This is a genomic window from Ferrovibrio sp. (genome assembly GCF_046297895.1).
GTDB lineage: Bacteria > Pseudomonadota > Alphaproteobacteria > Ferrovibrionales > Ferrovibrionaceae > Ferrovibrio.
Genome location: NZ_JBKBHC010000003.1, coordinates 260,054 through 279,988, shown reverse-complemented (window position 1 = coordinate 279,988; position 19,935 = coordinate 260,054). Strand labels below are relative to the sequence as shown.

The window sequence follows — 19,935 nt, the reverse complement described above, 5'->3', positions numbered from 1 at the left end:
GAAACCTCCCTCCCGCGGTTATGCGGGGCCCGATGGCGGACGTCCAGAAGGAACGCCCGCCATGGCCCGGTCAGGCCGCCGCGAGACCGACGCCGCCGCGCAGGGCCCGGGCCTTGAGCCAGCCGATCAGCGCCGTATCGGCCGCAACCGCCAGCAGGGCGACGCTGCCCCACAGGCTGAACGCACCGCCGAAGGCGGCCAGCAGGGCCAGCGTACCGAGAACCCACAGACCGTCGGCCAGCACGGTGAAGGCCACGAAACCACGCGGCGGCTGCGGCCGGCCCGACATGAACAGCAGCAGCGCGGCATAGGCGGCCAGCGCGACCCCGAGGGCGAGCATCACGCCCGCCATGGGCAGACCGAACAGACCGGCCTGGCCGGGCAAAAGGAATTTGGCCGTCCAGCCGGCCGCCAGCAGGCCGGGCAGGCCGCAGGCAAGGCAGAGGGCGCTATCGAAACGGAGCAGATTGCGCAAAATAAGCATGGGAAACCTCCTTGGTGTGTTGCTGGCCCGATATTTCAGCCATAACAGTGGCTTAACAATTACCGAGGAGGTAATAGCCCGCTAATTTTACATTATTATTATGTTTGATTTTTTATAATATCACTTATGAAAGTATAATTTCGTTGACTCTCAATAGTGACTGTTAAATATCATGCCCCATCGGTTCTGCGCCGCGGAGAGGGTGCGCCATGCAGACATTCCCGGGTTTCCTGGTGCTGAAAGACCGGCCCGTGCTGGTGCTGGGCGGCGGCGAAAACGCCGCGCGCAAGATTCGCCTGCTGCTGAAAGCCGGCGCGGCGGTCACCGTCGCGGCCAGCGCCATCAACGAGGAGATCGCCGGCCACGTCACCGCCGGCCGCCTGCGACATCGAGCCGCCGGCTTCTGCCCTTCCCAGCTCGACGGCATGAGGCTGGCGATCGGCGCCGCCGAGGATGAAGCGGAAAATCTCGCGCTGGCCGATGCAGCAAAGGCACACGGCGTTTTCGTGAACGTGGTGGACCGCGCCGACCTTTCCGACTTTTTCGTGCCCGCCATCGTCGAGCGTGGCGACATCACCATCGGCATTGCATCCAACGGCACCGCGCCGCTGCTGCTGGGCCGCATCCGCGCGCAGATCGAAACCCTGCTGCCTGCGCGCCTTGGCGACCTGGCCGCGCTGGCGGGGGAGTTCCGCAGCACCGTCGCGCGCATTATCCGCGAACCCGGCCAACGCAGGCGTTTCTGGGAAAACGCGTTCGACGGCGCCGTGGCGCAGAGGGCGATGGACGGCGATGTGAGCGGCGCGCGCAGCGCCCTTCTGGCCCAGCTCAACGCGCCGCAGCCCGCGCTTTCGGGCAGCGTGGCGCTGGTGGGGGCCGGCCCCGGCGATCCCGACCTGCTGACCGTGAAGGCCCAGCAGCATTTAAGCCGTGCCGACGTGGTGCTGTACGACGACCTGGTGGCTCCGGCCGTGCTGGACCGCGTGCGCCGCGACGCCGCGCGCATACCCGTGGGCAAGCGCAAGGGCCGCCACCGCATGGGCCAGGACCGGATCAATACCCTGATGGCCGAGCTGGCCGGCCAGGGCAAACGCGTGGTGCGGCTGAAAGCCGGCGATCCCTTCATCTTCGGGCGCGGCGGCGAGGAGATGGAATACCTGCAGGCGCGTGGCATTGCCGTGCAGGTGGTGCCGGGCATCACGGCGGCGCTGGGCTGCGCGGCGGCCGCCGGCATACCACTGACCCATCGCGAGCTGAGCCACGGCGTTACGCTGGTGAGCGGCCATCTGAAAGACGGCGAGGATGCCATCCGCTGGGCCGACCGCGCCCGCCAGGGCGAAACCGTGGTGATCTATATGGGCGTGAGCCGGGCAGCGGAGATCCGTGACCGCCTGCTGCAGGCCGGCGTGTCGCCCGCGCTGCCTGTCGCGCTGATCGAGAATGGCACGCGCTCCGACCAGCGCGTCAGCACCGGCCTGCTTTACGCCCTGCCCGCGCTCGCCGCGCGGCACGGCGCCAATGAAACAGCCGGCGAGACGGATGCCGGACCCGTTCTGCTGGTGATCGGCAAGGTCGCCGCGGCCGCGCAGGCCACCATCATGCCGCAGAAGCGCAGCGCCTGAGGAGTCGCCCATGGCCAAAGCCCCCAAACTGAAAGACCAGGCCCATATCGTCACCGCCAACCACCTGACCGGCGGCGACGTGGTGTACCTGACGGCGCGCAACGACTGGAGCCGCGACATCGCCGCAGCCTTCGTGGCGCCGAACGCCGAAGCGGCCGCCGCCTGGCTGACCGAGGCCGAGGCGCAGGCAGCGCGCAACATCGTGGTGGCGCCGTATCTGGTGCCGGTGGATGCCAGCACCACGCCGCCCCGGCCGATCCAGTTCCGCGAACGCATCCGCGCGGCTGGCCCCACAACCGAACAGCAGCCGGCGGCGTAGTCTGAGGATTGTCCCATGTATCAGTATGACCAGATCGACCAGACCCTTGTGGATGAACGCGTGGCGCAGTTCCGCGACCAGGTGGCGCGGCGCCTGAGCGGCGCGATCAGCGAGGACGAGTTCAAGCCCCTGCGCCTGCAGAATGGCCTGTATCTGCAGCTGCACGCCTACATGCTGCGCATCGCCATCCCCTATGGCACGCTGTCGTCGCAGCAATTGCGCGCGCTGGCGCAGATCGGCTGCAAATACGACCGGGGCTGGGGCCACTTCACCACCCGGCAGAACCTGCAATACAACTGGATCAGGCTGGAAGACGCCGCCGATGCACTGGCCGACCTGGCGAAGGTGCAGATGCATGCGATCCAGACCAGCGGCAACTGCATCCGCAACACCACCACCGACCAGTTCGCCGGCGCCGCCCATGACGAGATCGAGGATCCGCGCGTGTGGTGCGAGATCATCCGGCAATGGTCGACCTTCCATCCGGAATTCAGCTTCCTGCCGCGCAAGTTCAAGATCGCCGTCACCGGCTCGCCGAACGACCGCGCCGCCGTGCGGGTGCACGATATCGGGCTGCGCATGCACAGGAATGCCGAGGGCGAAACCGGCTTCGAGGTGATCGTGGGCGGGGGCCTCGGCCGCACGCCCTTTATCGGCAAGACGATCCGCGACTTCCTGCCCAAGCAGCACTTGCTGAGCTACCTGGAAGCGATTCTGCGCGTCTACAACCAGTTCGGCCGGCGCGACAACATCTACAAGGCGCGCATCAAGATCATGGTCCATGAAATCGGCATTGATGCGATGCGCGAGAAGGTCGAGGCCGAATGGCAGGCGATCCGCGATGGCGCGCTGCAACTGCCGGAGGATGCCATCGACCAGATCGCGGCGCACTTCGCCCCGCCCGCCTTCGAGCGCCTGCCGGGCGGCGTGGCGCCGGAATATGCCAATGCCTTCCGCACCGATTTCGAGTTCGGTCTCTGGGCGCGGCGCAACACGTTCAAGCACAAGCGGCCGGGTTACAGCATCGTCACCATTTCGCTGAAAAAAGAGGGCGAGCCGCCGGGCGACATGAAGGCGGAGCAGATGCTGGCCGTGGCCGACTTGGCCGACCGCTATTCCTTCGGCGAAATCCGCGTGACGCACGAGCAGAACCTGGTGCTGCCGCATGTGAAGCAGTCCGATCTGCCGGCCGTGTTCAAGGCCCTGAAGGCATACGACCTCGCCACGCCGAATGTGGGCCTGGCTTCCGACATCATCGCCTGCCCCGGCCTGGATTACTGCGCCCTGGCCAATGCGCGTTCGATCCCGATCGCGCAGCAGATCGCGCAGCGATTCAGGAACTGGGAGCGCGCGCACGATATCGGCGAACTGAAGATCAAGATCTCGGGCTGCATCAACGCCTGCGGGCATCACCATGTGGGCCATATCGGCATCCTGGGCGTCGACAAGAACGGCGAGGAATTCTACCAGCTCACCCTTGGCGGCTCGGCCGACCAGGATGCCGCGCTGGGCGACATCCTCGGCCCGGCGCTGAATACGGCGCAGACGGTGGATGCCATCGATGCGCTGGTCGATGCCTACCTGCGCCTGCGCACATCCGGCGAGGAGCGCTTCCTCGACACCTATCGCCGTGTCGGCCTCCAGCCCTTCAAGGAGGCCGTCTATGCCGCTGCTTAAACACGGTCGCCAGATCGGCGAGGATGCCTGGATAAGCGTCGCCGACGATGCGCCGCTGCCACATGACAGGCCGGCGCTGATTTCCCATGCCCGCTGGCAGGCCGAGCAGCAGCATCTGGCCAGCCGCAACGCCCCGCTGGGCATTCGTCTGCCCAACACGGTGGACGTATTGGATTTCGGCCCCGAAGCCGGTCGCTTTGGCCTGATCGTGCTGGAGTTTCCAAAATTCAGCGACGGTCGCGCCTACAGCCAGGCACGGCTGCTGCGCGAGCGGTTCGGTTTCACGGGCGAGCTGCGCGCCACCGGCCACGTGCTGCAGGACCAGCTCTGGCACATGCAGCGTTGCGGCTTCGATACCTTCGAGATCGCCCGCGAAGACGCCGCCGAGGTCTTTGCCGCCGCGATGCGCAGCTTCAGCCATGTCTACCAGCCCACGGGCGATGGCCGACCCAGCGCGCTGAAGCAGCGGCTGGCGACTGCCCGCAAGCAGGAGGCTGCCGAATGAGCGTGCTTGCTTTCGCCTCGCTGGATATCGACGATTACGCCCGCTCGCTGGATGCGCGTCTGCAGGGCAAACCGGCGGAAGACATCCTGCGTGTCGCCATCACCGAGCTGTTTCCCGGTCAGATCGCGCTGGTTTCCTCATTCGGCGCCGAGGCTGCCGTGCTGCTGCATCTGGTGGCGCAGGTGGACCGCGCCACGCCGGTGCTGTTCCTGGAGACCGGCAAGCTGTTCGACGAGACGCTGGCCTATCGCAATCGTCTTGCCGACAGGCTGGGCCTGAGCGATGTGCGCAATCTGCGGCCCGATCCCCGCGCGCTGGCCGTTCATGACGAAGGCGGCACGCTGTGGTTCCGCGATGCCGATGCCTGCTGCCGCATCCGCAAGGTGGAGCCGCTGGAACTCGGACTGAAGCCCTTTGCCGCCTCGATCAACGGTCGCAAACGTTTCCAGGCCGCGACCCGCAGCGCCATCCCGCTGGTGGAGGCCGATGGCGCGCGGCTGAAATTCAACCCGCTGGCCGCATGGGGCCCGGCGGAGATCGAAGCTTATTTCATCCGCCACGACCTGCCACGCCATCCGCTGGTGGCACAGGGTTATCCCTCTATCGGCTGCGCACCCTGCACCCAGCCGGTGCAGGCCGGCGAGGATGCCCGCGCCGGCCGCTGGCGCGACAGCGACAAGACCGAATGCGGCATCCATAACCGCCCTTATTCCTCCCTGAAGTGACAGTCATGCACGACGATCTCGATCAACTCGAAGCCCAGAGCATCTACATCCTGCGCGAGGCCTATAGCCGCATCCGCCCGCTGGCCATGCTGTGGTCGCTGGGCAAGGATTCCAACGTGATGATCTGGCTGGCCAAGAAGGCCTTCCTGGGCCGCGTACCGTTTCCGGTGGCGCATCTGGATACCGGGCTGGAATTCCCCGAGACCTATGCCTTCCGCGACCGCTATGCCCGGGAATGGGAACTGGAACTGATCAAGGATTCCTGCCCGCCGCTGGAAGCCACCGATCCGACCCTGCCGCACAATTCGCGCATCGCCGCGCGCAAGACGCTGGGCCTTAAGGAAGCCATCGCCAGATACCAGTGGAAGGGCGTGATCGCCGGCATCCGCCGCGACGAACAGGCGACGCGCGCCAAGGAGCGGTATTTCAGCCCGCGCGGCGACGACGGCGCCTGGGATTTCCGGGACCAGCCGCCCGAGTTGTGGGATCATTTCGCCTCCGAGCTGCCGACGGGGGTGCATATGCGCATCCATCCGCTGCTGCACTGGACCGAACTGGACATCTGGCGCTACATCCAGCGCGAGGAAATCCCGGTGGTACCGCTGTATTTCGCCAATGATGAGGGCAAGCGGTTCCGCTCGCTGGGCGAGATCGGCATCACCTTCCCGATCGACAGCCGCGCCGCCACCATCGAGCAGATCATCGCCGAACTAGAAGTGACGCGCGAGCCGGAGCGCGCCGGCCGCGCCATGGACCATGATTCGGAAGATGCCTTCGAGCGGCTGCGCGTCGCCGGTTATATGTGAGGAGCGCGCCATGAGCGTTATCGATCTTGCCATCCACCCGAAGGCTGCCGGGCTGCAGAAGGGACGCGCCTTTCCCATCGTGATCGTCGGCCATGTCGACCATGGCAAATCCACCCTGGTCGGCCGCCTGCTGCACGACACGGACAGCCTGCCCGCGGGCAAGCTGGAACAGCTCAAGGCCGTGTCGGAAAAGCGCGGCCTGGATTTCGAATGGTCATTCCTGCTGGATGCCCTGCAGGTGGAACGCGACCAGGGCATCACGGTGGATACCACGCAGATCTGGTTTACCACCCAGCGCCGGCGCTATGTGATCATCGACGCACCCGGACACAAGGAATTCCTGAAGAACATGGTGACCGGCGCGGCCCAGGCCGATGCCGCCATCCTGGTGGTGGATGCCGCCCAGGGCCTGGCCGAGCAGACGCGCCGCCATGCCTATCTGCTGCAGCTGCTGGGCATCCGGCAGGTGGCGGTGGCGATCAACAAGATCGACCTGATCGGCCATGACCGAGACCGCTTCCAGGCCGTGGCCGAGGCCGTGCGCAATTACCTGGCCGATATCGGCATCGAGGCCGCCGCCCTGGTGCCGGTTTCGGCGCGTACCGGCGACAATATCGCCGCGCACAGTCCGCAGACCGCGTGGTATCGCGGCCCCACCCTGATCGGCGCACTGGATGCCTTCACGCCGCGCGCCCTGCCGGTCGAACAGCCGCTGAGGCTGCCGATACAGGATCTTTATCGCCTGGACGACCGCCGCGTGGTGGTGGGCCGCATCGAAAGCGGCCGGCTGAAGGTGGGTGAACGCATCCGCTTTGCACCACTGGGCCGCGAGGCCGTGGTGGCCAGCCTGGAAAGCTGGCGCGGCAATGCCGCCCATCACCAGCCGCGCGAGGAAGCCATTGCCGGCGACAGTGTCGCCTTCACGCTGGACGAGGATGTGTTCATCGAGCGCGGCGTGCTTGCCAGCCACCCCGATCAGGCGCCGCGCGAGGCCAGTCGCATCGCCGTGCGGCTGTTCTGGCTGGACAAGGCGCCGCTGAAACCGGGCGAGCGCCTGACGCTGAAGCTGGGCACCACCGAGCGCGAGGTGCAGATCGAGGCGATCACCGAGGCGCTGGACGTGGAATCCTTAAGCAGCGCGGATGCGGCACAGATCGAGCGCAACGGAGTGGCGCGGGCGATCCTGCGTAGCCGACGGCCACTGGCGCTCGATACCTACGACGCCCTGCCCCGCACCGGCCGCGGCGTGCTGATCCGCGGGCCGCAGATTGCCGGCGGCCTGGTGGTAGAAGAGGTTTTGCAGCAGGCGGCACATGCCGTCGTGGCGGTGGATTCCAGCGTCACGGCGCAAGACCGCGCCGCCGTAAACGGCCATCGCGGCGGCGTGCTGTGGCTGACCGGCCTGTCGGGTGCCGGCAAGTCGACGCTGGCGATGGCAGCGCAGGCGGCGCTGTTTGCGCGCGGCCGCCAGGTCGTGGTGCTGGATGGCGACAATCTGCGCCAAGGCCTCAACCGCGATCTCGGATTCTCCGATGCCGACCGCGCCGAGAATATCCGCCGCATCGCCGAAGTGGCCAAGCTGATGGCCGATGCCGGCCTGATCGTGCTGGTCTCGGCGATCAGCCCCCTGCAGCGGCAGCGCGATGCTGCGCGCGCCATCATCGGGCCGGATTTCCACGAGGTTTTCGTGCGAGCCGATCTTGCGACCTGCGAGGCGCGCGACCCCAAGGGCTTGTATAAACGCGCGCGGGCCGGTGAAATTGCCGGTTTCACGGGCATCTCGGCGCCCTATGAGGCGCCGCAGGCGGCACAGTTGACACTCGACACCACACAGCGCGCACTGTCGGATTCGGTCGAGACTCTGGTAGACTACGCCCTGCGCGGTCTTGCCGCGTAACTTCTCCCCGGGTTCAGGCGTCACCGCAACCAGGAGGCCGCGTGGATTTCGATCTGGCGCTTTTTGCCGCCATCGGCTTTGCCGCGCAGCTGATCGATGGCGCCATCGGCATGGGTTATGGCGTGATCGCCAGCAGCGTGCTGGTGGCCAGCGGCATGCCGCCGGCAGTGGCCAGCGCCGCTGTGCATGTGACCAAGATTCCCACCGGCATCGCCTCGGCCCTGTCACACTGGAAGTTCGGCAATATCGACTGGTCGATCTGCCGCCGGCTGATCCTGCCCGGCGTGCTTGGCGGCATCGTCGGCGCCAGCGTGATTGCATTGCTGCCGCTCAATATCATCCGTCCGCTCGCCGCGCTGTATCTGGGCCTGATGGGCATCGTGGTGATTCTGCGCGCCCTGAGATGGCGGCGCGGTTTCGCCGTCGCGGAAACGCCGAAGGGCCGGCCCGGCATTGTCGGCCTGCTGGGCGGCCTGTTCGATTCCTTCGGCGGCGGCTGGGGCCCGATCGTCACCACCAGCCTGATCATGCAGGGGCGCGAACCGCGCAAGGCGGTGGGTTCGGCCAATACGGCGGAACCCATCGTGGCTGCCGTACAGGCGGCGGTGTTTTCCTTCTGGCTGGGCGCGGCAACGCTGACCACCATCGGCAGCACCGCGCTTGCCATCATGGTGGGCGCGCTGCTGGCGGCGCCGGTGGCGGCCTTCCTGGTCAACCGCCTGCCCGGGCGGCTGATCGCCGGCGCGGTCGGACTGGTGCTGATCGGAATCAACATGCCGGCCCTGATCGCGCTGATCGGAAAGCTTCTTTAGCGGCCGGCAGGATTGTGTCCGGAGGAATTACATCCGGGGCGCGGCGCGCCAGTGATAGCGGCCATCGCGGAAGCCGGCGAAATATTTGCCGATATCGGGATGGTTCACCGGCCCGGCTTCCGGATCGGGCAGCAGATTCTGCTCCGATACATAGGCCACGTAGGAAGACTGCGCATTCTCGGCCAGCAGGTGGTAGAACGGCTGGTCCTTGCGCGGCCGCAGGTCGGGTGGGATCGACAGCCACCATTCCTCGGTGTTGTTGAACACCGGATCAACATCGAAGATCACGCCGCGAAACGGAAATAGCCGGTGGCGGACCACATCTCCGATGGCGAATTTGGCAACCCGGGTCTCGGGCATTCTTTTCCCCGCACGCTCACTCAGTAGGACAGGCACTCATCTCAATAGGTCGCGCGGCCGCCGCTGAGGTCGAATACGGCGCCGGTGGTGAAGGAATTCTCCGCCGACAGCAGCCAGGCCACCATCGCCGCGATCTCATCCACCGCCACGAAGCGGCCGCGCGGTATCCTAGACAGCATATAGTCGATATGCGTCTGCGTCATCTGGTCGAAAATCGCGGTTTTCGCCGCTGCCGGCGTGATGCAGTTGACCGCGATGTCCAGGCCGGCCAGTTCCTTGCCCAGCGACTTGGTCAGCGCGATCACGCCGGCCTTGGCCGCCGAATAGGCGCCGGCATTGGGATTGCCCTCCTTGCCGGCGATGGATGCGACATTGACGATGCGGCCATAGCCGGCCGCCTTCATCAGCGGCACCACGGCGCGGCAGCAGTGGAACACGCCGGTCAGGTCGATGGCGATCACCTGGTTCCAGTCGGCCAGCGGATACTGGTCCAGCGGCGCATTCGGCCCGGCAATGCCGGCATTGTTGATCAGCAGGTCGATGCCGCCCAGCAGCGCGCCGGTCTGCGCGGTCGCCCGTTCGACGCTGTTCCAGTCGGTCACGTCGACCGCCACGGCCTCGATCCGGCCGAGCCCCGACAGGGCCTGCGCGGTGCCGGCGGACAGTGCGGCATCGCGGTCCCAGATCGCCACGCTGGCGCCCGAGCGCAGCAGCCGCTCGGCCACCGCGCGGCCGATGCCCTGGGCCCCGCCGGTGACCACGCCGCGCCGGCCTTTCAGATCGATGGCATTCATCATTCTCTCCCCTTCTTTCTACCCTAGGCTAGCAGACCAAACTGTCACCACGACAGGCTTTGCAGGCCCGTGCCGTATGCCTAATCTGGGTTGGGGGGCAGGGATGCAGATCGCGGAGCGCACCGTCGACACGGAATGGCCGGAAACGCTGCCAGTGCCGCTGGAACGTTTTCTCGCCTACTGGCAGGGCCTGCGGCAGCAGGCCGGGCGCCTGCCACGCCGTCGCGAAATCGACCCACTGGAGATCCCGCGCGGCCTGCTGCCCGGGATCGGCATCTTCGACTGGCTGCCGCAGACCGGCGGGGCGATTCGCATCCGCTACCGCCTGCTGGGCGACAACCACACGCGGGCGATCCAGCGGAACCTGAGCGGCTGCTATTTCGATGATGTGCATGCGCCCGACACGGTCGCCGCCCTGCTGGCGGAATATGCCGGCATCCTGGCCAGCGGCGAACCGGCCTATGTGCGGCGCGCCACGCCCCTGCCAAATCATGAATTCGCCGTATTTCAACGCATCATTGCCCCCCTGCTGGACGATCAGGACCAGCCGCGCCATCTGATCGGCTACTGGCTATGGGAAAACCTGGACAATGAACCGCGATACCGCTCAGCGATCTGACATCACCGCCGATACCGTTCTGGACTTCTGGTTCGACCGCAACGGCCCGGAAGCGCTGCTGCCGCGCAAGGCCTGGTGGGAGAAGGACCCGGCTTTCGACGATCAAATCCGCCGGCTGTTCGCCCCGGCAGTAGAGCATGCCCTGGACGGCGGCTATGAGGACTGGACCGCCCAAGCCAAGAGCGCGCTGGCGCTGCTCATCCTGCTCGACCAGTTTCCGCGCAATCTGTTCCGCAACACAGCCAAGGCCTTTGCCGGCGATCCGCGCGCCCGCGGCGTTGCGCGCCGGATGACCGACCGCGGCATGGACATCACGTTGCCGCCCACGATGCGGCAATTCGTCTACATGCCGTTCGAACACAGCGAAGACATTGCAGACCAGGATTTCAGTTGTCTTTTATTCGCCGCGCTGGAGAAGGATCTGCCGGGCCACGACATCCTGGATTACGCCGAGCGGCACCGCGCCATCATCGCGCGTTTCGGCCGCTTTCCCCATCGCAATGCGGCACTGGGGCGCGCCAGCACGCCGGAAGAAGTCGAATTCCTCAGGCAGCCCGGATCGTCGTTCTGATCGAGGGCGGCGGCACGATATCTGAGACCGTGACGAAATGCGGCTGGGGCGGCTCGGTGATGCCGAACCGCTCCATGAAGTAATCGAGGGCATCGGCGCCGCCGCTGATCTCCACCTCGCCGGCACGGCGCGCCTGGCGCAGGCTTTTGCTGCCATGCAGGACGCGAAAAAATCCAGCAAGTCCGCCTCGATGGCGAGATCCACGTCGAAGCCCATGTCGGTGTAGCAGAGATCGACCTCGCCATCGCGCAGGATCATCCACCATTGCCGCAGCTTGTGGTCGCGACTCGGCACATTGCGGAAGCGGAAATGGAACACCATGTTCTGGCCACGCGACGCTTCGCCCAGCAGAGCATTGCGCATCGACCACATCAGATGCGTGACATTACGGTCTTCCGCATCGACATACGGCACACGCCAGTCGGTGCCCCAATAGCCCAGCAGGTCGATCAGCGGGCGCAGGGCCTCGCCGGCCGGCGTGAGGCGATAGACATGGCCGCGCTGGCCCTCGGCGCGGATGCGGAAAATCAATCCATCCTGTTCCATCTCGCGCAGACGCCGCGCCAGCAGGCTGCGCGCCATCAGCGGCACACCATTCTGGATATCGCTGAAGCGTTCGCTGCCACGCATGAGTTCATAGAGGATCAAGGGCGTCCAGCGCCCAGTGATCACCTCCGCGGCTTTGGCAACGGGGCAGAAGGAACCATATCGATTGGCCATCCCGGATTCTTATAGCGGCGTGGCGCGGACTCAAAGTTCCAATTTGATACTTCAGCGTCTCTCACGCAGACGTCATCTTGCGCACGGCATCACGGGGGCGCATATGATGAAGACGGGTACGGAGCAGTTGGAAGCGTCCAGAGAATCACAGAACAATTATGTTCTTCCCGCTGGCTTTTCCATAGGCTGCGCCGATGCAGGCCGCGGGCGCACGGTCGCCTTGCTGCATTGCTCGGGCGCCAATCGCAGCCACTGGGACAAGCTGGGCAAAGCCTGGTCCGTCGGCGCCAAACTGCAGCGCCGCGTGCTGTGCCCGGAGTTGTTCGGCTGCGGCCAGACCGGCGCATGGCCACACCGCCGCCCCGCTTCGTTGCGCGATTACGTCGACCTTGTCGCCCTTGCCCTGACCCGCGCGGGCGAGCCGGTCGACCTGGTGGGCCATTCCTTCGGCGGCGCCGTCGCCCTGCGGTTTGCCGCGCTGATGCCGGAACGCGTCCGCACACTGACCCTGATCGAGCCATCCGCGTTTTTCCTGCTGCGGGACGACGGTCCGGAAGCGGATCGTCTGTTCGCCGAGGCGGCGAAGCTGGCCCAGATCGTGCGCCGCGGTGCCATGGCCGACACCGAACAGGCCCGGCACGATACGATGGCCTTTTTCATGGATTACTGGAACGGCGCCGGCAGATGGGCCGCGTTGCCCCCGCCGATGCAGACGGCCATGGCCGAAATGACCGGCACGATCGCCCGGGATATCCATGCCGTCTTCGCCGAACCGACGCGCCTGCACGAATATGCAGAGCTGGCGATTCCGACATTGCTGATCAGCGGCGGCCGCTCGCCCGGGCCGGTCAATCACATCGTGCGCCGGCTGGAGGCCGTCATCCCCGGCGCCATCCGCGTCTGCCTGGACGATGCCGCGCACATGATTCCACTTACGCATGCTGGGGAATTAGCCGCCCTGCTCGATGCCATGCATGCCGCCAATGGCAAACGGGTGGTTCCGAATTGGAACTTTAGGTCGGCGCTGAACGCGCACATGGTGCCGCCGCCAATCAAATCCTCAGGAGAAGTTCGTCCCATGAATGCACCACTGACCGAACAGCGCATGACCGCCGCTGCCGGGGGCAGCCCGCTCGAGCGCATGCGCGCGCTGGCCCCGGGTTTCGCCCGGCGCGCCGCTGATTACGACGCCCATGATACCTTCGCTGCCGAGAATTTCGCCGAGATCAAGGCCGCCGGCCTGCTGGCGGCCGGCGTACCCGCCGAGTTCGGCGGCGCCGATGCCTCGTATCGCGACCTTTGCGAGATGCTGCGCGAGACGGCACACCATTGCAGCGGCACGGCGCTGGCCCTGGCGATGCATACGCATCCATTGATGGCCAATGTGTGGCGCTGGCGCCGCGAGAAGGCCCCGGTGGAAGGCCTGCTCAAGCGCGTGGCGGGAGAAAAGCTGATGCTGCTGTCCACCGGCGGCAACGACTGGCTGGCGGGCTCGGGCAAAGCCGAGGCCGTGGATGGCGGCTATCGCATCTCGGCGCGCAAGCGCTTCGTCAGCGGCGCCGAGGCCGGCGATCTGCTGATGACCATGGCGATCCATGGCGATACCGTGCTTCATGCCGGCGTTCCGATGAAAAGCGAAGGCGTGCGCATCGAGAAAACCTGGCGCACGCTGGGCATGCGCGCCAGCGGTTCGCAGGATGTGGTGCTGGACAAGGTGTTCGTGCCGGAGGCGGCGGTGGCGGTGAAGCGTCCCGCCGGCCTGTGGCATCCCTTCTTCCACCTGGTGTCGATGGTCGCCTTCCCGCTGATCTACAGCGTCTATCGCGGTGTCGGCGAGCGCCTGCGCGACGAAGCCGTGGCACTGGCTGCCAAGCGCAGGTCGGATGGCGACACGCAGCTGCTGGTTGGCCAGATGGAGGCCGCCCTGGCGGCGGCCGTGGCGGCGCATGAAAAGATGGTGGACATCGCTGACCACGCCACGCCCGGCGCGGAAACATCGGCCCGGGTGATGACGCTGAAACGCGCCATGACCGACAGCCTGCTGGCACTGGGCAATGCGGCGCTCGATGCCGCCGGGGGCAGCGCCTTCTATCGCGTGAACAGCGTGGAGCGCCTGTTCCGCGACCTGCAGGCGGCCCGTTATCACCCGCTGACCGCTCTGCCGCAGCAGCGGCTGGCCGGACGGCTGGCGCTGGGACTGGATGCCGACGGCCGCGCGGCCTGACGCGGAATGGGCTGAAGCGCCTAGCGGCGCTTCAGCTTCTTCACCGCCTGATGGCGGTGACAATCGACGATGTGGTCGTTGACCATGCCCACCGCCTGCATGAAGGCATAGACAATGGTGGGCCCGACGAAGGTGAAGCCGCGCTTGCGCAGATCCTTTGAGATCGCCTGGCTGACCGGCGTTTCCGCAGGAACCTGCTTCAGGCTGGCCCAGGCATTCTGCTTCGGTTTGCCGCCCACGTAATTCCACAGATAGTTGGAAAAGCCGTCTTCCTTTTCCATGATCTGCAGCCAGCCGCGTGCGTTCAGCACGCTGCCCTCGATCTTGGCCCTGTTGCGCACAATGCCGGCATCCTGCATCAGGGCATCCAGCTTCCTGGGCGTGTAGCGCGCGATCTTCTCTGGCTGGAAGCCGTCAAAGGCTTTGCGGAAATTGTCGCGCTTGCGCAGGATGGTGATCCAGGACAGGCCGGCCTGGAAGCCGTCGAGGATCAGCTTCTCGAACAGCGCGCGGTCGTCGTATTCCGGCACGCCCCATTCGGTGTCGTGATAGCGCATGTAGAGCGGATCGTTGCCGCACCAGCCGCAACGGCACAGGCCATCCTCGCCGAGAGGAAGAGATTTCACCATGCCGCGCCCCCGCCGATTCCGTTCCGCGTTATGCCTTGCCGCCGTCCGGCGGCGGACCGGCATAATCGGGGCGGCGCACGCGCAGCGCAAGGCCGCCGGCTTCCAGTTTCTTGCCATCCGATTCGGCTTTGGCCACGGCCTCCAGTCGCAGCAGGGCGAGGCCTGTGCCGTTCAGCGAGGAGCGCATCTCGCCGACATCCGCGCCGTCCAACGTGATCGCTGTGCCGGCCGGTGGCAGAACCGCGCCGGCCTCGGCCTGTACCACATGCAACTGCTTTTTCACCAGGCCGCGATACTTGGTGCGCGCGGTCAGTTCCTGCCCGATATAGCAGCCCTTTCTGAAATCGACGCCGTGCAGGGCCTCGAAATGGTTTTCCAGCAGAATGCCCTTTTCGACCTCGATGTCGCGGGCGCCGTCGGGCACGCCCAGCGCAAGGCGATGCGCTTCATAGGCGGCGTGATCGGATAACGGGTCCAGCGGAGGGGCATTGCCTGGCGCCCATATCCGCCATCCCAATGCGGGAAGCCGCGGGTCGGCGAAAGCGGGCGATCCGTTCAGTCCCGATGGCACATCCCCGAAGACCGCAAAACAGCGGACATGCTCGACAGGCTGGATTCCGACCTTGGCCCGCAGGCGATACAGCGTCAGACGGCGCTGCAGGTCGGGCAGGCGGTCGGCGACCACGTCCAGCAGCAGGCCCGGCCAATGCGGATCGGGCGTGACGAAGAAATCGTGCAGGAACTTGCCCTGCGGCGTGAGCAGCGCGGTGTAGGCGGCCTGGCCGGGCTGCAGCCCGGTGACGTCGTTGGACACCAGCGCGTTGAGGAAGCCGGCCGCGTCCTCCCCCTGCAGGGACAGCAGGGCCCGCTCTGGCAGGGCGACACAGGTGAATTCAGCCATGAAAGCTCCGGTTTTCAGCCCCTCTGAGGTATGGGAGAGCCGGCGGCTTGGCAAGGGCAGGCCACCCCCCTATAACCGGCCAAACCCAAAGATCCACGGGCCCATGCGCATCCTGTTCATCACCTCCAACCGGCTTGGCGACGCCATCCTGTCGACCGGTCTGCTCGATTCCCTGCATAGCCAGCTCCCCAAGGCGCGTTTCACCATCGCCTGCGGCCCGGCCGCTGCCGGAGTGTTCGCCGCCCTGCCCAACCTGGACCGCGTGATCGTGATGGAGAAGAAGCCCTGGGCAGCCCACTGGTGGGAGCTTTGGAAGCAGGTGGCCACCACGCGCTGGTCGCTGGTGCTGGATCTGCGCGGCTCGGGGATCGGCCAGTTCCTGCTGGCGCGGCGGCGCCGCACCTTCCATGGTTCGGGCTCGCGCATGCACAAGGTCATCGTGCTGTCGCAGATCCTGAAGCTGAAGCAGCCTGCGGCCCCCAGGATGTGGATCGGCGAGGAGCACAAGCAGGCGGCCGCAAAGCTGTGGCCCAATGATGGCCGGCCGGTGCTGGCGCTCGGCCCCACTGCCAACTGGGGCGGCAAGATCTGGCCGGGCGAGCGTTTCGCCGAACTGGCCCGGCGCCTGACCGCGCCCGACGGTATCCTGCCCGATGCCCGCATCGCCGTGTTCGGCGGACCCGGGGAGGAGGCGCTGGCCGCCGATACGCTGCGGCATCTGCCACCTGAACGCAGCATCGACCTGGTGGGTCGGCTGGACCTGCCGACCGTGTCCGCGGCCATGCGCCGCTGCGCCTTCTATATCGGCAACGACAGTGGCCTGATGCATCTGGCGGCCGCCAGTGGCGTGCCCACGCTGGGCCTGTTCGGGCCCAGCCGCGAGGAAACCTACGGCCCCTGGGGCGAGAAGACGGCGGCCGTACGCACCGACCTGAGTTTCGAGGAAATCGTCAAGCAGCCGGGTTACGACCACCGCAGCCACGACAGCCATATGTTAAGTTTGAGTGTAGACAAGGCGCAGCGCGCCGCCGAGCATCTGTGGCGCTATTCGCGGGACTGAGATGAACGCACCGAGACTATCGGCACTGGTGGTGGCGCATAACGAGGAGGCGCAGCTGGCCGATTGCCTCGAGCGCCTGGCCTTCGCCGACGAGATCGTGGTGGTGCTGGACCGCTGCACCGACCGTTCGGTCGAGATCGCCGCGCGTTTCAAGGCCCGCATCATCGAAGGGGCCTGGCCGCTGGAAGGCCCGCGCCGCAACACCGGCATCGACGCCTGCACCGGCGACTGGGTGCTGGAAGTCGATGCCGACGAGCGCGTGCCGGCCGAAATGGCGCGCGAAATCCGCGACATGATCGCCGACGCCCCGTTTGGCCATGTTCTGATCCCGTTCGACAATTACGTGGGCAGGCGACTGGTGCGCTGGGGCTGGGGCGGCGCCTTCGGCGTGATGATGGCGCCGCGCCTGTTCGCGAAAGGCGCCAAGCGCTGGGGCGAGCAGCGCGTGCATCCGGCGCTGGAGCTGAAAGGCGAGAAGCGGTTCCTGAAATCGCGCATGATCCACTACGTGGACCGCGACATCACCGACATGATCGCGCGACTGAACCGCTATACCTCGGCACGCGCCGCCGATCTGCGCGCCCGGGCCGAGGCGGGCGAGGATATTGGCACATTTCGCGCCAATGTGAGGCGCGTCTTCACGCGCTTTTATAAATGCTATGTCACCCGCAAGGGTTACCGCGAGGGACAATACGGCTTCCTGATCGCCTTGATGGCTGGCCTTTATCCGCTGCTCAGCTATCTGAAGGCCACGCTGGAGAAGGAATGAGGCGATGCGCTACGATCTGGTGATCCGCAACGGCAATGTGGCGACCCCCAACGGCATGGAGGCGCTGGATATCGGCGTGAAGGACGGCCGCATCGTCGCCCTAGGCAGCCTCGGCCAGGCCGATAGCGCAGCCATATTTGACGCCAACGGCCTGACCGTGCTGCCCGGCGTGATCGACACGCAGGTCCATTTCCGCGAACCCGGCCTGGAGCACAAGGAAGACCTTGCCACCGGCACGGCGGCGGCGGCCATGGGCGGCGTGACCGCCGTGTTCGAAATGCCCAACACCAAGCCCAGCACCGCCACCGCGGCCGAGCTGGCCGACAAGGTGCAGCGTGGCCTGGGCCGCACCCATTGCGATTTCGCCTTCTATGTCGGCGCCACGGCCGAGAATGTCGAAACCCTGCCCGAGCTGGAGAAACTGCCCGGCTGCGCCGGCGTGAAGCTGTTCATGGGCGCCTCGACCGGCGACCTGCTGGTGGCCGACGATGCCACGCTGGAACGAGTACTGCGCCATGGCAAACGCCGCATGGCCGTGCATTGCGAAGACGAATACCGCATGCGCGACCGCAAGCACCTGACCGAGGTGCCCGGCGCCACGGCGCATCTGCATCCGGAATGGCGCGATGCCGAAAGCGCCCTGCTGGCGACACAGCGGCTGGTGCGGCTGGCGCGCAAGGTGGGGCGGCGCGTGCATGTGCTGCATGTCACCACCGCGCAGGAAATGGCCTGGCTGGCCGGCCACAAGGACATTGCCACGGTGGAGACCACGCCGCAGCACCTGACCCTGGCCGCCCCCGACTGCTACGACCGGCTGGGCACGTATGCGCAGATGAATCCGCCGATCCGCTCGGCCGAGCACCGCGCGGCTTTGTGGGAGGCCGTGCGCAGCGGCGTGGTCGACGTGATCGGCTCGGATCACGCGCCGCATACGAAGGAAGAGAAGGCCAAGCCCTATCCGCAGAGCCCAAGCGGCATGCCCGGCGTGCAGACATTGCTGCCGCTGCTGCTGGATCACATGAACCAGGGCAAACTGACGCTGCAGCGCCTGATTGACCTGACCTCGGCCGGGGCGCAGCGGCTGTTCAACCTGTCCGGCAAGGGCCGCATCGCGCTGGGCTACGACGCCGATTTCACCGTCGTCGACCTGAAGGCGAAGCGGATCATCGAAGAAAGCTGGCTGAAATCGAAATGCGGCTGGTCACCGTTTACCGGAATGACCGTGACCGGCTGGCCGATGGCGACTATCGTGCGCGGCCAGTTCGCCATGCGCGACGGCGAACTGGGCCAGCCGATCGGTCGCCCCGTGCGTTTCCTGGATACGCTGCAGCCCGAGGGCTGATCAGCCTGCCAGCCGCGCCTCGACCTTGTCGCAGAGATAGTGATACAGGCAGGCGTGAACCTGCTGGATTTGCGGCGTGAAATTCGACGGCGCCTCGAGCAGGATGTCGCAATGCGGCTTCAGCCTGCCGCCACCTCTGCCCGTCAGGCCGATCACCGTCATGCCCTTTGCCCGCGCCGCCTCGGCAGCCCGTATCACGTTGGCCGAATTGCCCGAGGTGGAGATGCCCAGCAGCACGCCGCCGGCGCGGCCATAGGCCTCGACCTGGCGAGCGAACAGGCTGGCATAATCATAGTCGTTGCTCCAGGCCGTGGCGACGGCGGCATCGGTGCCCAGCGCAATACAGTTCAGGGCGCGGCGTTCCTTGAGGAAACGGCCGACCAGTTCGCCGGCGATGTGCATGGCATCCGCGGCCGAGCCGCCATTGCCGCAGACCAGCAGCGGCAGATCGGCGCCCAGCGCCGTCACGATTCTATCAATGGCGGCATCCATGGCCGCCGCCGTCTCGGGCGTGGCGGCCTGGCGGATCAGGGCGGCGGACTCATCCAGATACTGATTGAGCGACATGCATTTCCTGCGCGGATGGGCGGCAAAACCGCGCGCAGACTAGCATAGACGCCGCCCGGTACCAGCCTCCGGGCCCGCCGGGCAACGTCCTTAATGCAGGTCGTAGCTGGCTATTGCCGCGCGATAATCCTGCGCGCTGACGATCCGGGCCGAAACCACGCGCACGGAATGCAGCTTGCCGTCCAGGCTGGCCTCCCAGAAATCGAGGAATTTGCGCAGGCCCGGGAATTTCGGCGCGAGATCGTAATCCTGCCAGACGTAACTCTGCAGCAGCCGCGGATGGTCGGGCATGTGGTAGAGGATTTCGGCCGTGGTCAGGTGGTAGGTGAGCAGCTTTTCCAGCCACTCAGTCGAAGCGGTATGAGAGGAACGGGACAAATCGGACATTCTCGCCTCCTGCCTTCTGCGGGAGCCGCACCCGACGTCTCGACGACAACCGACTCGCGGGCCGGCACACCTTCAGTCAAAACCTGCCGAAAGTGTCGGTCCGATGACAATAACTTTCTGTAAACGGCACGCATATTGGCACTCG

21 protein-coding genes and 1 pseudogene are annotated in these 19,935 nt (G+C 66.1%); 14 read left to right on the top strand and 8 right to left on the bottom strand.

Translation table 11 applies throughout. The annotated features are described in order from the left end of the window. Nucleotides 1–70: 70 nt before the first annotated feature. Entirely contained in the window at nt 71–484 is a 414-nt protein-coding gene (locus tag ACK4FK_RS06335; RefSeq protein WP_409742693.1) for a hypothetical protein, read from the bottom strand. Nucleotides 485–693: 209 nt separating this feature from the next. On the opposite strand from ACK4FK_RS06335, the gene cysG reads away from it, so the two are divergent. The 8 genes from cysG to ACK4FK_RS06295 are packed head-to-tail and all read left to right on the top strand — an operon-like array spanning nt 694 to nt 8,847. After that, the gene (cysG, locus tag ACK4FK_RS06330) at nt 694–2,106 is read left to right on the top strand and encodes a siroheme synthase CysG (protein ID WP_409742690.1); all 1,413 of its coding nucleotides are present in this window, start codon (nt 694–696) and stop codon (nt 2,104–2,106) included. Between the two features lie 10 nt (nt 2,107–2,116). After that, nucleotides 2,117–2,425 carry a DUF2849 domain-containing protein gene (locus tag ACK4FK_RS06325; protein ID WP_409742687.1) on the top strand — a complete coding sequence of 103 codons (309 nt, stop codon included), beginning with the start codon at nt 2,117–2,119 and terminating at the stop codon, nt 2,423–2,425. Nucleotides 2,426–2,440: 15 nt separating this feature from the next. After that, nucleotides 2,441–4,102: a nitrite/sulfite reductase gene (locus ACK4FK_RS06320; protein WP_409742684.1), complete on the top strand. Its 1,662-nt coding sequence runs from the start codon at nt 2,441–2,443 to the stop codon at nt 4,100–4,102. Further along, the gene (locus tag ACK4FK_RS06315) at nt 4,089–4,607 is read left to right on the top strand and encodes a DUF934 domain-containing protein (RefSeq protein WP_409742681.1); all 519 of its coding nucleotides are present in this window, start codon (nt 4,089–4,091) and stop codon (nt 4,605–4,607) included. The genes ACK4FK_RS06320 and ACK4FK_RS06315 overlap by 14 nt, the downstream gene beginning before the upstream one ends. After that, nucleotides 4,604–5,332 (top strand): phosphoadenylyl-sulfate reductase, encoded by a 729-nt coding sequence (locus ACK4FK_RS06310; protein ID WP_409742678.1) that lies wholly within the window; start codon nt 4,604–4,606, stop codon nt 5,330–5,332. Before ACK4FK_RS06315 ends, ACK4FK_RS06310 begins: the two co-directional genes overlap by 4 nt. Nucleotides 5,333–5,337: 5 nt before the next feature. Then, a complete protein-coding gene (gene cysD / locus ACK4FK_RS06305; protein ID WP_409742677.1) occupies nt 5,338–6,138 on the top strand; it encodes a sulfate adenylyltransferase subunit CysD in 801 nt (266 codons plus the stop codon). Nucleotides 6,139–6,148: 10 nt separating this feature from the next. Then, complete coding sequence (cysC, locus tag ACK4FK_RS06300; RefSeq protein ID WP_409742674.1) at nt 6,149–8,035, top strand: adenylyl-sulfate kinase; 1,887 nt, start codon at nt 6,149–6,151, stop codon at nt 8,033–8,035. Nucleotides 8,036–8,076: 41 nt separating this feature from the next. Next, on the top strand, nt 8,077–8,847 hold the full coding sequence (locus tag ACK4FK_RS06295; RefSeq protein ID WP_409742672.1) for a sulfite exporter TauE/SafE family protein: 771 nt from the start codon (nt 8,077–8,079) through the stop codon (nt 8,845–8,847). A 27-nt stretch (nt 8,848–8,874) separates the two neighbouring features. On the opposite strand, the gene hspQ is transcribed toward ACK4FK_RS06295, so the two are convergent. Further along, nucleotides 8,875–9,207: a heat shock protein HspQ gene (gene hspQ, locus ACK4FK_RS06290; RefSeq protein ID WP_409742669.1), complete on the bottom strand. Its 333-nt coding sequence runs from the start codon at nt 9,205–9,207 to the stop codon at nt 8,875–8,877. 41 nt (nt 9,208–9,248) lie between these two features. Next, the gene (locus tag ACK4FK_RS06285) at nt 9,249–10,001 is read right to left on the bottom strand and encodes an SDR family NAD(P)-dependent oxidoreductase (protein WP_409742666.1); all 753 of its coding nucleotides are present in this window, start codon (nt 9,999–10,001) and stop codon (nt 9,249–9,251) included. 103 nt (nt 10,002–10,104) lie between these two features. On the opposite strand from ACK4FK_RS06285, the gene ACK4FK_RS06280 reads away from it, so the two are divergent. Both ACK4FK_RS06280 and ACK4FK_RS06275 read left to right on the top strand, forming a co-directional pair. Next, a complete protein-coding gene (locus ACK4FK_RS06280) occupies nt 10,105–10,620 on the top strand; it encodes a PAS domain-containing protein (RefSeq protein ID WP_409742664.1) in 516 nt (171 codons plus the stop codon). Then, nucleotides 10,592–11,191, top strand: a complete 600-nt coding sequence (locus tag ACK4FK_RS06275) for a DUF924 family protein (RefSeq protein WP_409742661.1) — start codon at nt 10,592–10,594, stop codon at nt 11,189–11,191. The genes ACK4FK_RS06280 and ACK4FK_RS06275 overlap by 29 nt, the downstream gene beginning before the upstream one ends. 426 nt (nt 11,192–11,617) lie before the next feature. Here ACK4FK_RS06275 and ACK4FK_RS06270 read toward each other — a convergent pair. Then, nucleotides 11,618–11,911: pseudogene (locus tag ACK4FK_RS06270) on the bottom strand (winged helix-turn-helix transcriptional regulator); the annotation flags it as partial. A 103-nt stretch (nt 11,912–12,014) separates the two neighbouring features. Here ACK4FK_RS06270 and ACK4FK_RS06265 point away from each other — a divergent pair. After that, complete coding sequence (locus ACK4FK_RS06265) at nt 12,015–14,135, top strand: alpha/beta fold hydrolase (protein ID WP_409742658.1); 2,121 nt, start codon at nt 12,015–12,017, stop codon at nt 14,133–14,135. Between the two features lie 20 nt (nt 14,136–14,155). Here the strand turns inward: ACK4FK_RS06265 and ACK4FK_RS06260 are convergent, their stop codons facing one another. Together ACK4FK_RS06260 and ACK4FK_RS06255 are read right to left on the bottom strand one after the other, a co-directional pair. Then, on the bottom strand, nt 14,156–14,764 hold the full coding sequence (locus ACK4FK_RS06260; protein WP_409742655.1) for a DNA-3-methyladenine glycosylase I: 609 nt from the start codon (nt 14,762–14,764) through the stop codon (nt 14,156–14,158). A 28-nt stretch (nt 14,765–14,792) separates the two neighbouring features. Then, nucleotides 14,793–15,665, bottom strand: coding sequence for a YgfZ/GcvT domain-containing protein (locus ACK4FK_RS06255; protein ID WP_409742652.1), 873 nt, complete (start codon nt 15,663–15,665; stop codon nt 14,793–14,795). Between the two features lie 103 nt (nt 15,666–15,768). Between ACK4FK_RS06255 and ACK4FK_RS06250 the strand changes: the two genes are divergently transcribed. The 3 genes from ACK4FK_RS06250 to ACK4FK_RS06240 are packed head-to-tail and all read left to right on the top strand — an operon-like array spanning nt 15,769 to nt 18,836. After that, a complete protein-coding gene (locus ACK4FK_RS06250; RefSeq protein ID WP_409742649.1) occupies nt 15,769–16,725 on the top strand; it encodes a glycosyltransferase family 9 protein in 957 nt (318 codons plus the stop codon). 1 nt (nt 16,726) lies between these two features. Beyond that, complete coding sequence (locus ACK4FK_RS06245) at nt 16,727–17,494, top strand: glycosyltransferase family 2 protein (RefSeq protein ID WP_409742647.1); 768 nt, start codon at nt 16,727–16,729, stop codon at nt 17,492–17,494. Nucleotides 17,495–17,498: 4 nt separating this feature from the next. After that, on the top strand, nt 17,499–18,836 hold the full coding sequence (locus ACK4FK_RS06240; RefSeq protein WP_409742644.1) for a dihydroorotase: 1,338 nt from the start codon (nt 17,499–17,501) through the stop codon (nt 18,834–18,836). On the opposite strand, the gene ACK4FK_RS06235 is transcribed toward ACK4FK_RS06240, so the two are convergent. Continuing rightward, nucleotides 18,837–19,403: an SIS domain-containing protein gene (locus tag ACK4FK_RS06235; protein ID WP_409742641.1), complete on the bottom strand. Its 567-nt coding sequence runs from the start codon at nt 19,401–19,403 to the stop codon at nt 18,837–18,839. Nucleotides 19,404–19,493: 90 nt separating this feature from the next. Then, nucleotides 19,494–19,790 carry an usg protein gene (locus ACK4FK_RS06230; protein WP_409742638.1) on the bottom strand — a complete coding sequence of 99 codons (297 nt, stop codon included), beginning with the start codon at nt 19,788–19,790 and terminating at the stop codon, nt 19,494–19,496. Nucleotides 19,791–19,935: the final 145 nt, after the last annotated feature.

Bases quoted from the DNA above. Each gene is read 5' to 3' on its own strand.
- ACK4FK_RS06335 (WP_409742693.1), bottom strand. From the start codon at position 484: ATGCTTATTTTGCGCAATCTGCTCCGTTTCGATAGCGCCCTCTGCCTT.
- cysG (WP_409742690.1), top strand. From the start codon at position 694: ATGCAGACATTCCCGGGTTTCCTGGTGCTGAAAGACCGGCCCGTGCTG.
- ACK4FK_RS06325 (WP_409742687.1), top strand. From the start codon at position 2,117: ATGGCCAAAGCCCCCAAACTGAAAGACCAGGCCCATATCGTCACCGCC.
- ACK4FK_RS06320 (WP_409742684.1), top strand. From the start codon at position 2,441: ATGTATCAGTATGACCAGATCGACCAGACCCTTGTGGATGAACGCGTG.
- ACK4FK_RS06315 (WP_409742681.1), top strand. From the start codon at position 4,089: ATGCCGCTGCTTAAACACGGTCGCCAGATCGGCGAGGATGCCTGGATA.
- ACK4FK_RS06310 (WP_409742678.1), top strand. From the start codon at position 4,604: ATGAGCGTGCTTGCTTTCGCCTCGCTGGATATCGACGATTACGCCCGC.
- cysD (WP_409742677.1), top strand. From the start codon at position 5,338: ATGCACGACGATCTCGATCAACTCGAAGCCCAGAGCATCTACATCCTG.
- cysC (WP_409742674.1), top strand. From the start codon at position 6,149: ATGAGCGTTATCGATCTTGCCATCCACCCGAAGGCTGCCGGGCTGCAG.
- hspQ (WP_409742669.1), bottom strand. From the start codon at position 9,207: ATGCCCGAGACCCGGGTTGCCAAATTCGCCATCGGAGATGTGGTCCGC.
- ACK4FK_RS06285 (WP_409742666.1), bottom strand. From the start codon at position 10,001: ATGAATGCCATCGATCTGAAAGGCCGGCGCGGCGTGGTCACCGGCGGG.
- ACK4FK_RS06280 (WP_409742664.1), top strand. From the start codon at position 10,105: ATGCAGATCGCGGAGCGCACCGTCGACACGGAATGGCCGGAAACGCTG.
- ACK4FK_RS06275 (WP_409742661.1), top strand. From the start codon at position 10,592: ATGAACCGCGATACCGCTCAGCGATCTGACATCACCGCCGATACCGTT.
- ACK4FK_RS06265 (WP_409742658.1), top strand. From the start codon at position 12,015: ATGATGAAGACGGGTACGGAGCAGTTGGAAGCGTCCAGAGAATCACAG.
- ACK4FK_RS06260 (WP_409742655.1), bottom strand. From the start codon at position 14,764: ATGGTGAAATCTCTTCCTCTCGGCGAGGATGGCCTGTGCCGTTGCGGC.
- ACK4FK_RS06255 (WP_409742652.1), bottom strand. From the start codon at position 15,665: ATGGCTGAATTCACCTGTGTCGCCCTGCCAGAGCGGGCCCTGCTGTCC.
- ACK4FK_RS06250 (WP_409742649.1), top strand. From the start codon at position 15,769: ATGCGCATCCTGTTCATCACCTCCAACCGGCTTGGCGACGCCATCCTG.
- ACK4FK_RS06245 (WP_409742647.1), top strand. From the start codon at position 16,727: ATGAACGCACCGAGACTATCGGCACTGGTGGTGGCGCATAACGAGGAG.
- ACK4FK_RS06240 (WP_409742644.1), top strand. From the start codon at position 17,499: ATGCGCTACGATCTGGTGATCCGCAACGGCAATGTGGCGACCCCCAAC.
- ACK4FK_RS06235 (WP_409742641.1), bottom strand. From the start codon at position 19,403: ATGTCGCTCAATCAGTATCTGGATGAGTCCGCCGCCCTGATCCGCCAG.
- ACK4FK_RS06230 (WP_409742638.1), bottom strand. From the start codon at position 19,790: ATGTCCGATTTGTCCCGTTCCTCTCATACCGCTTCGACTGAGTGGCTG.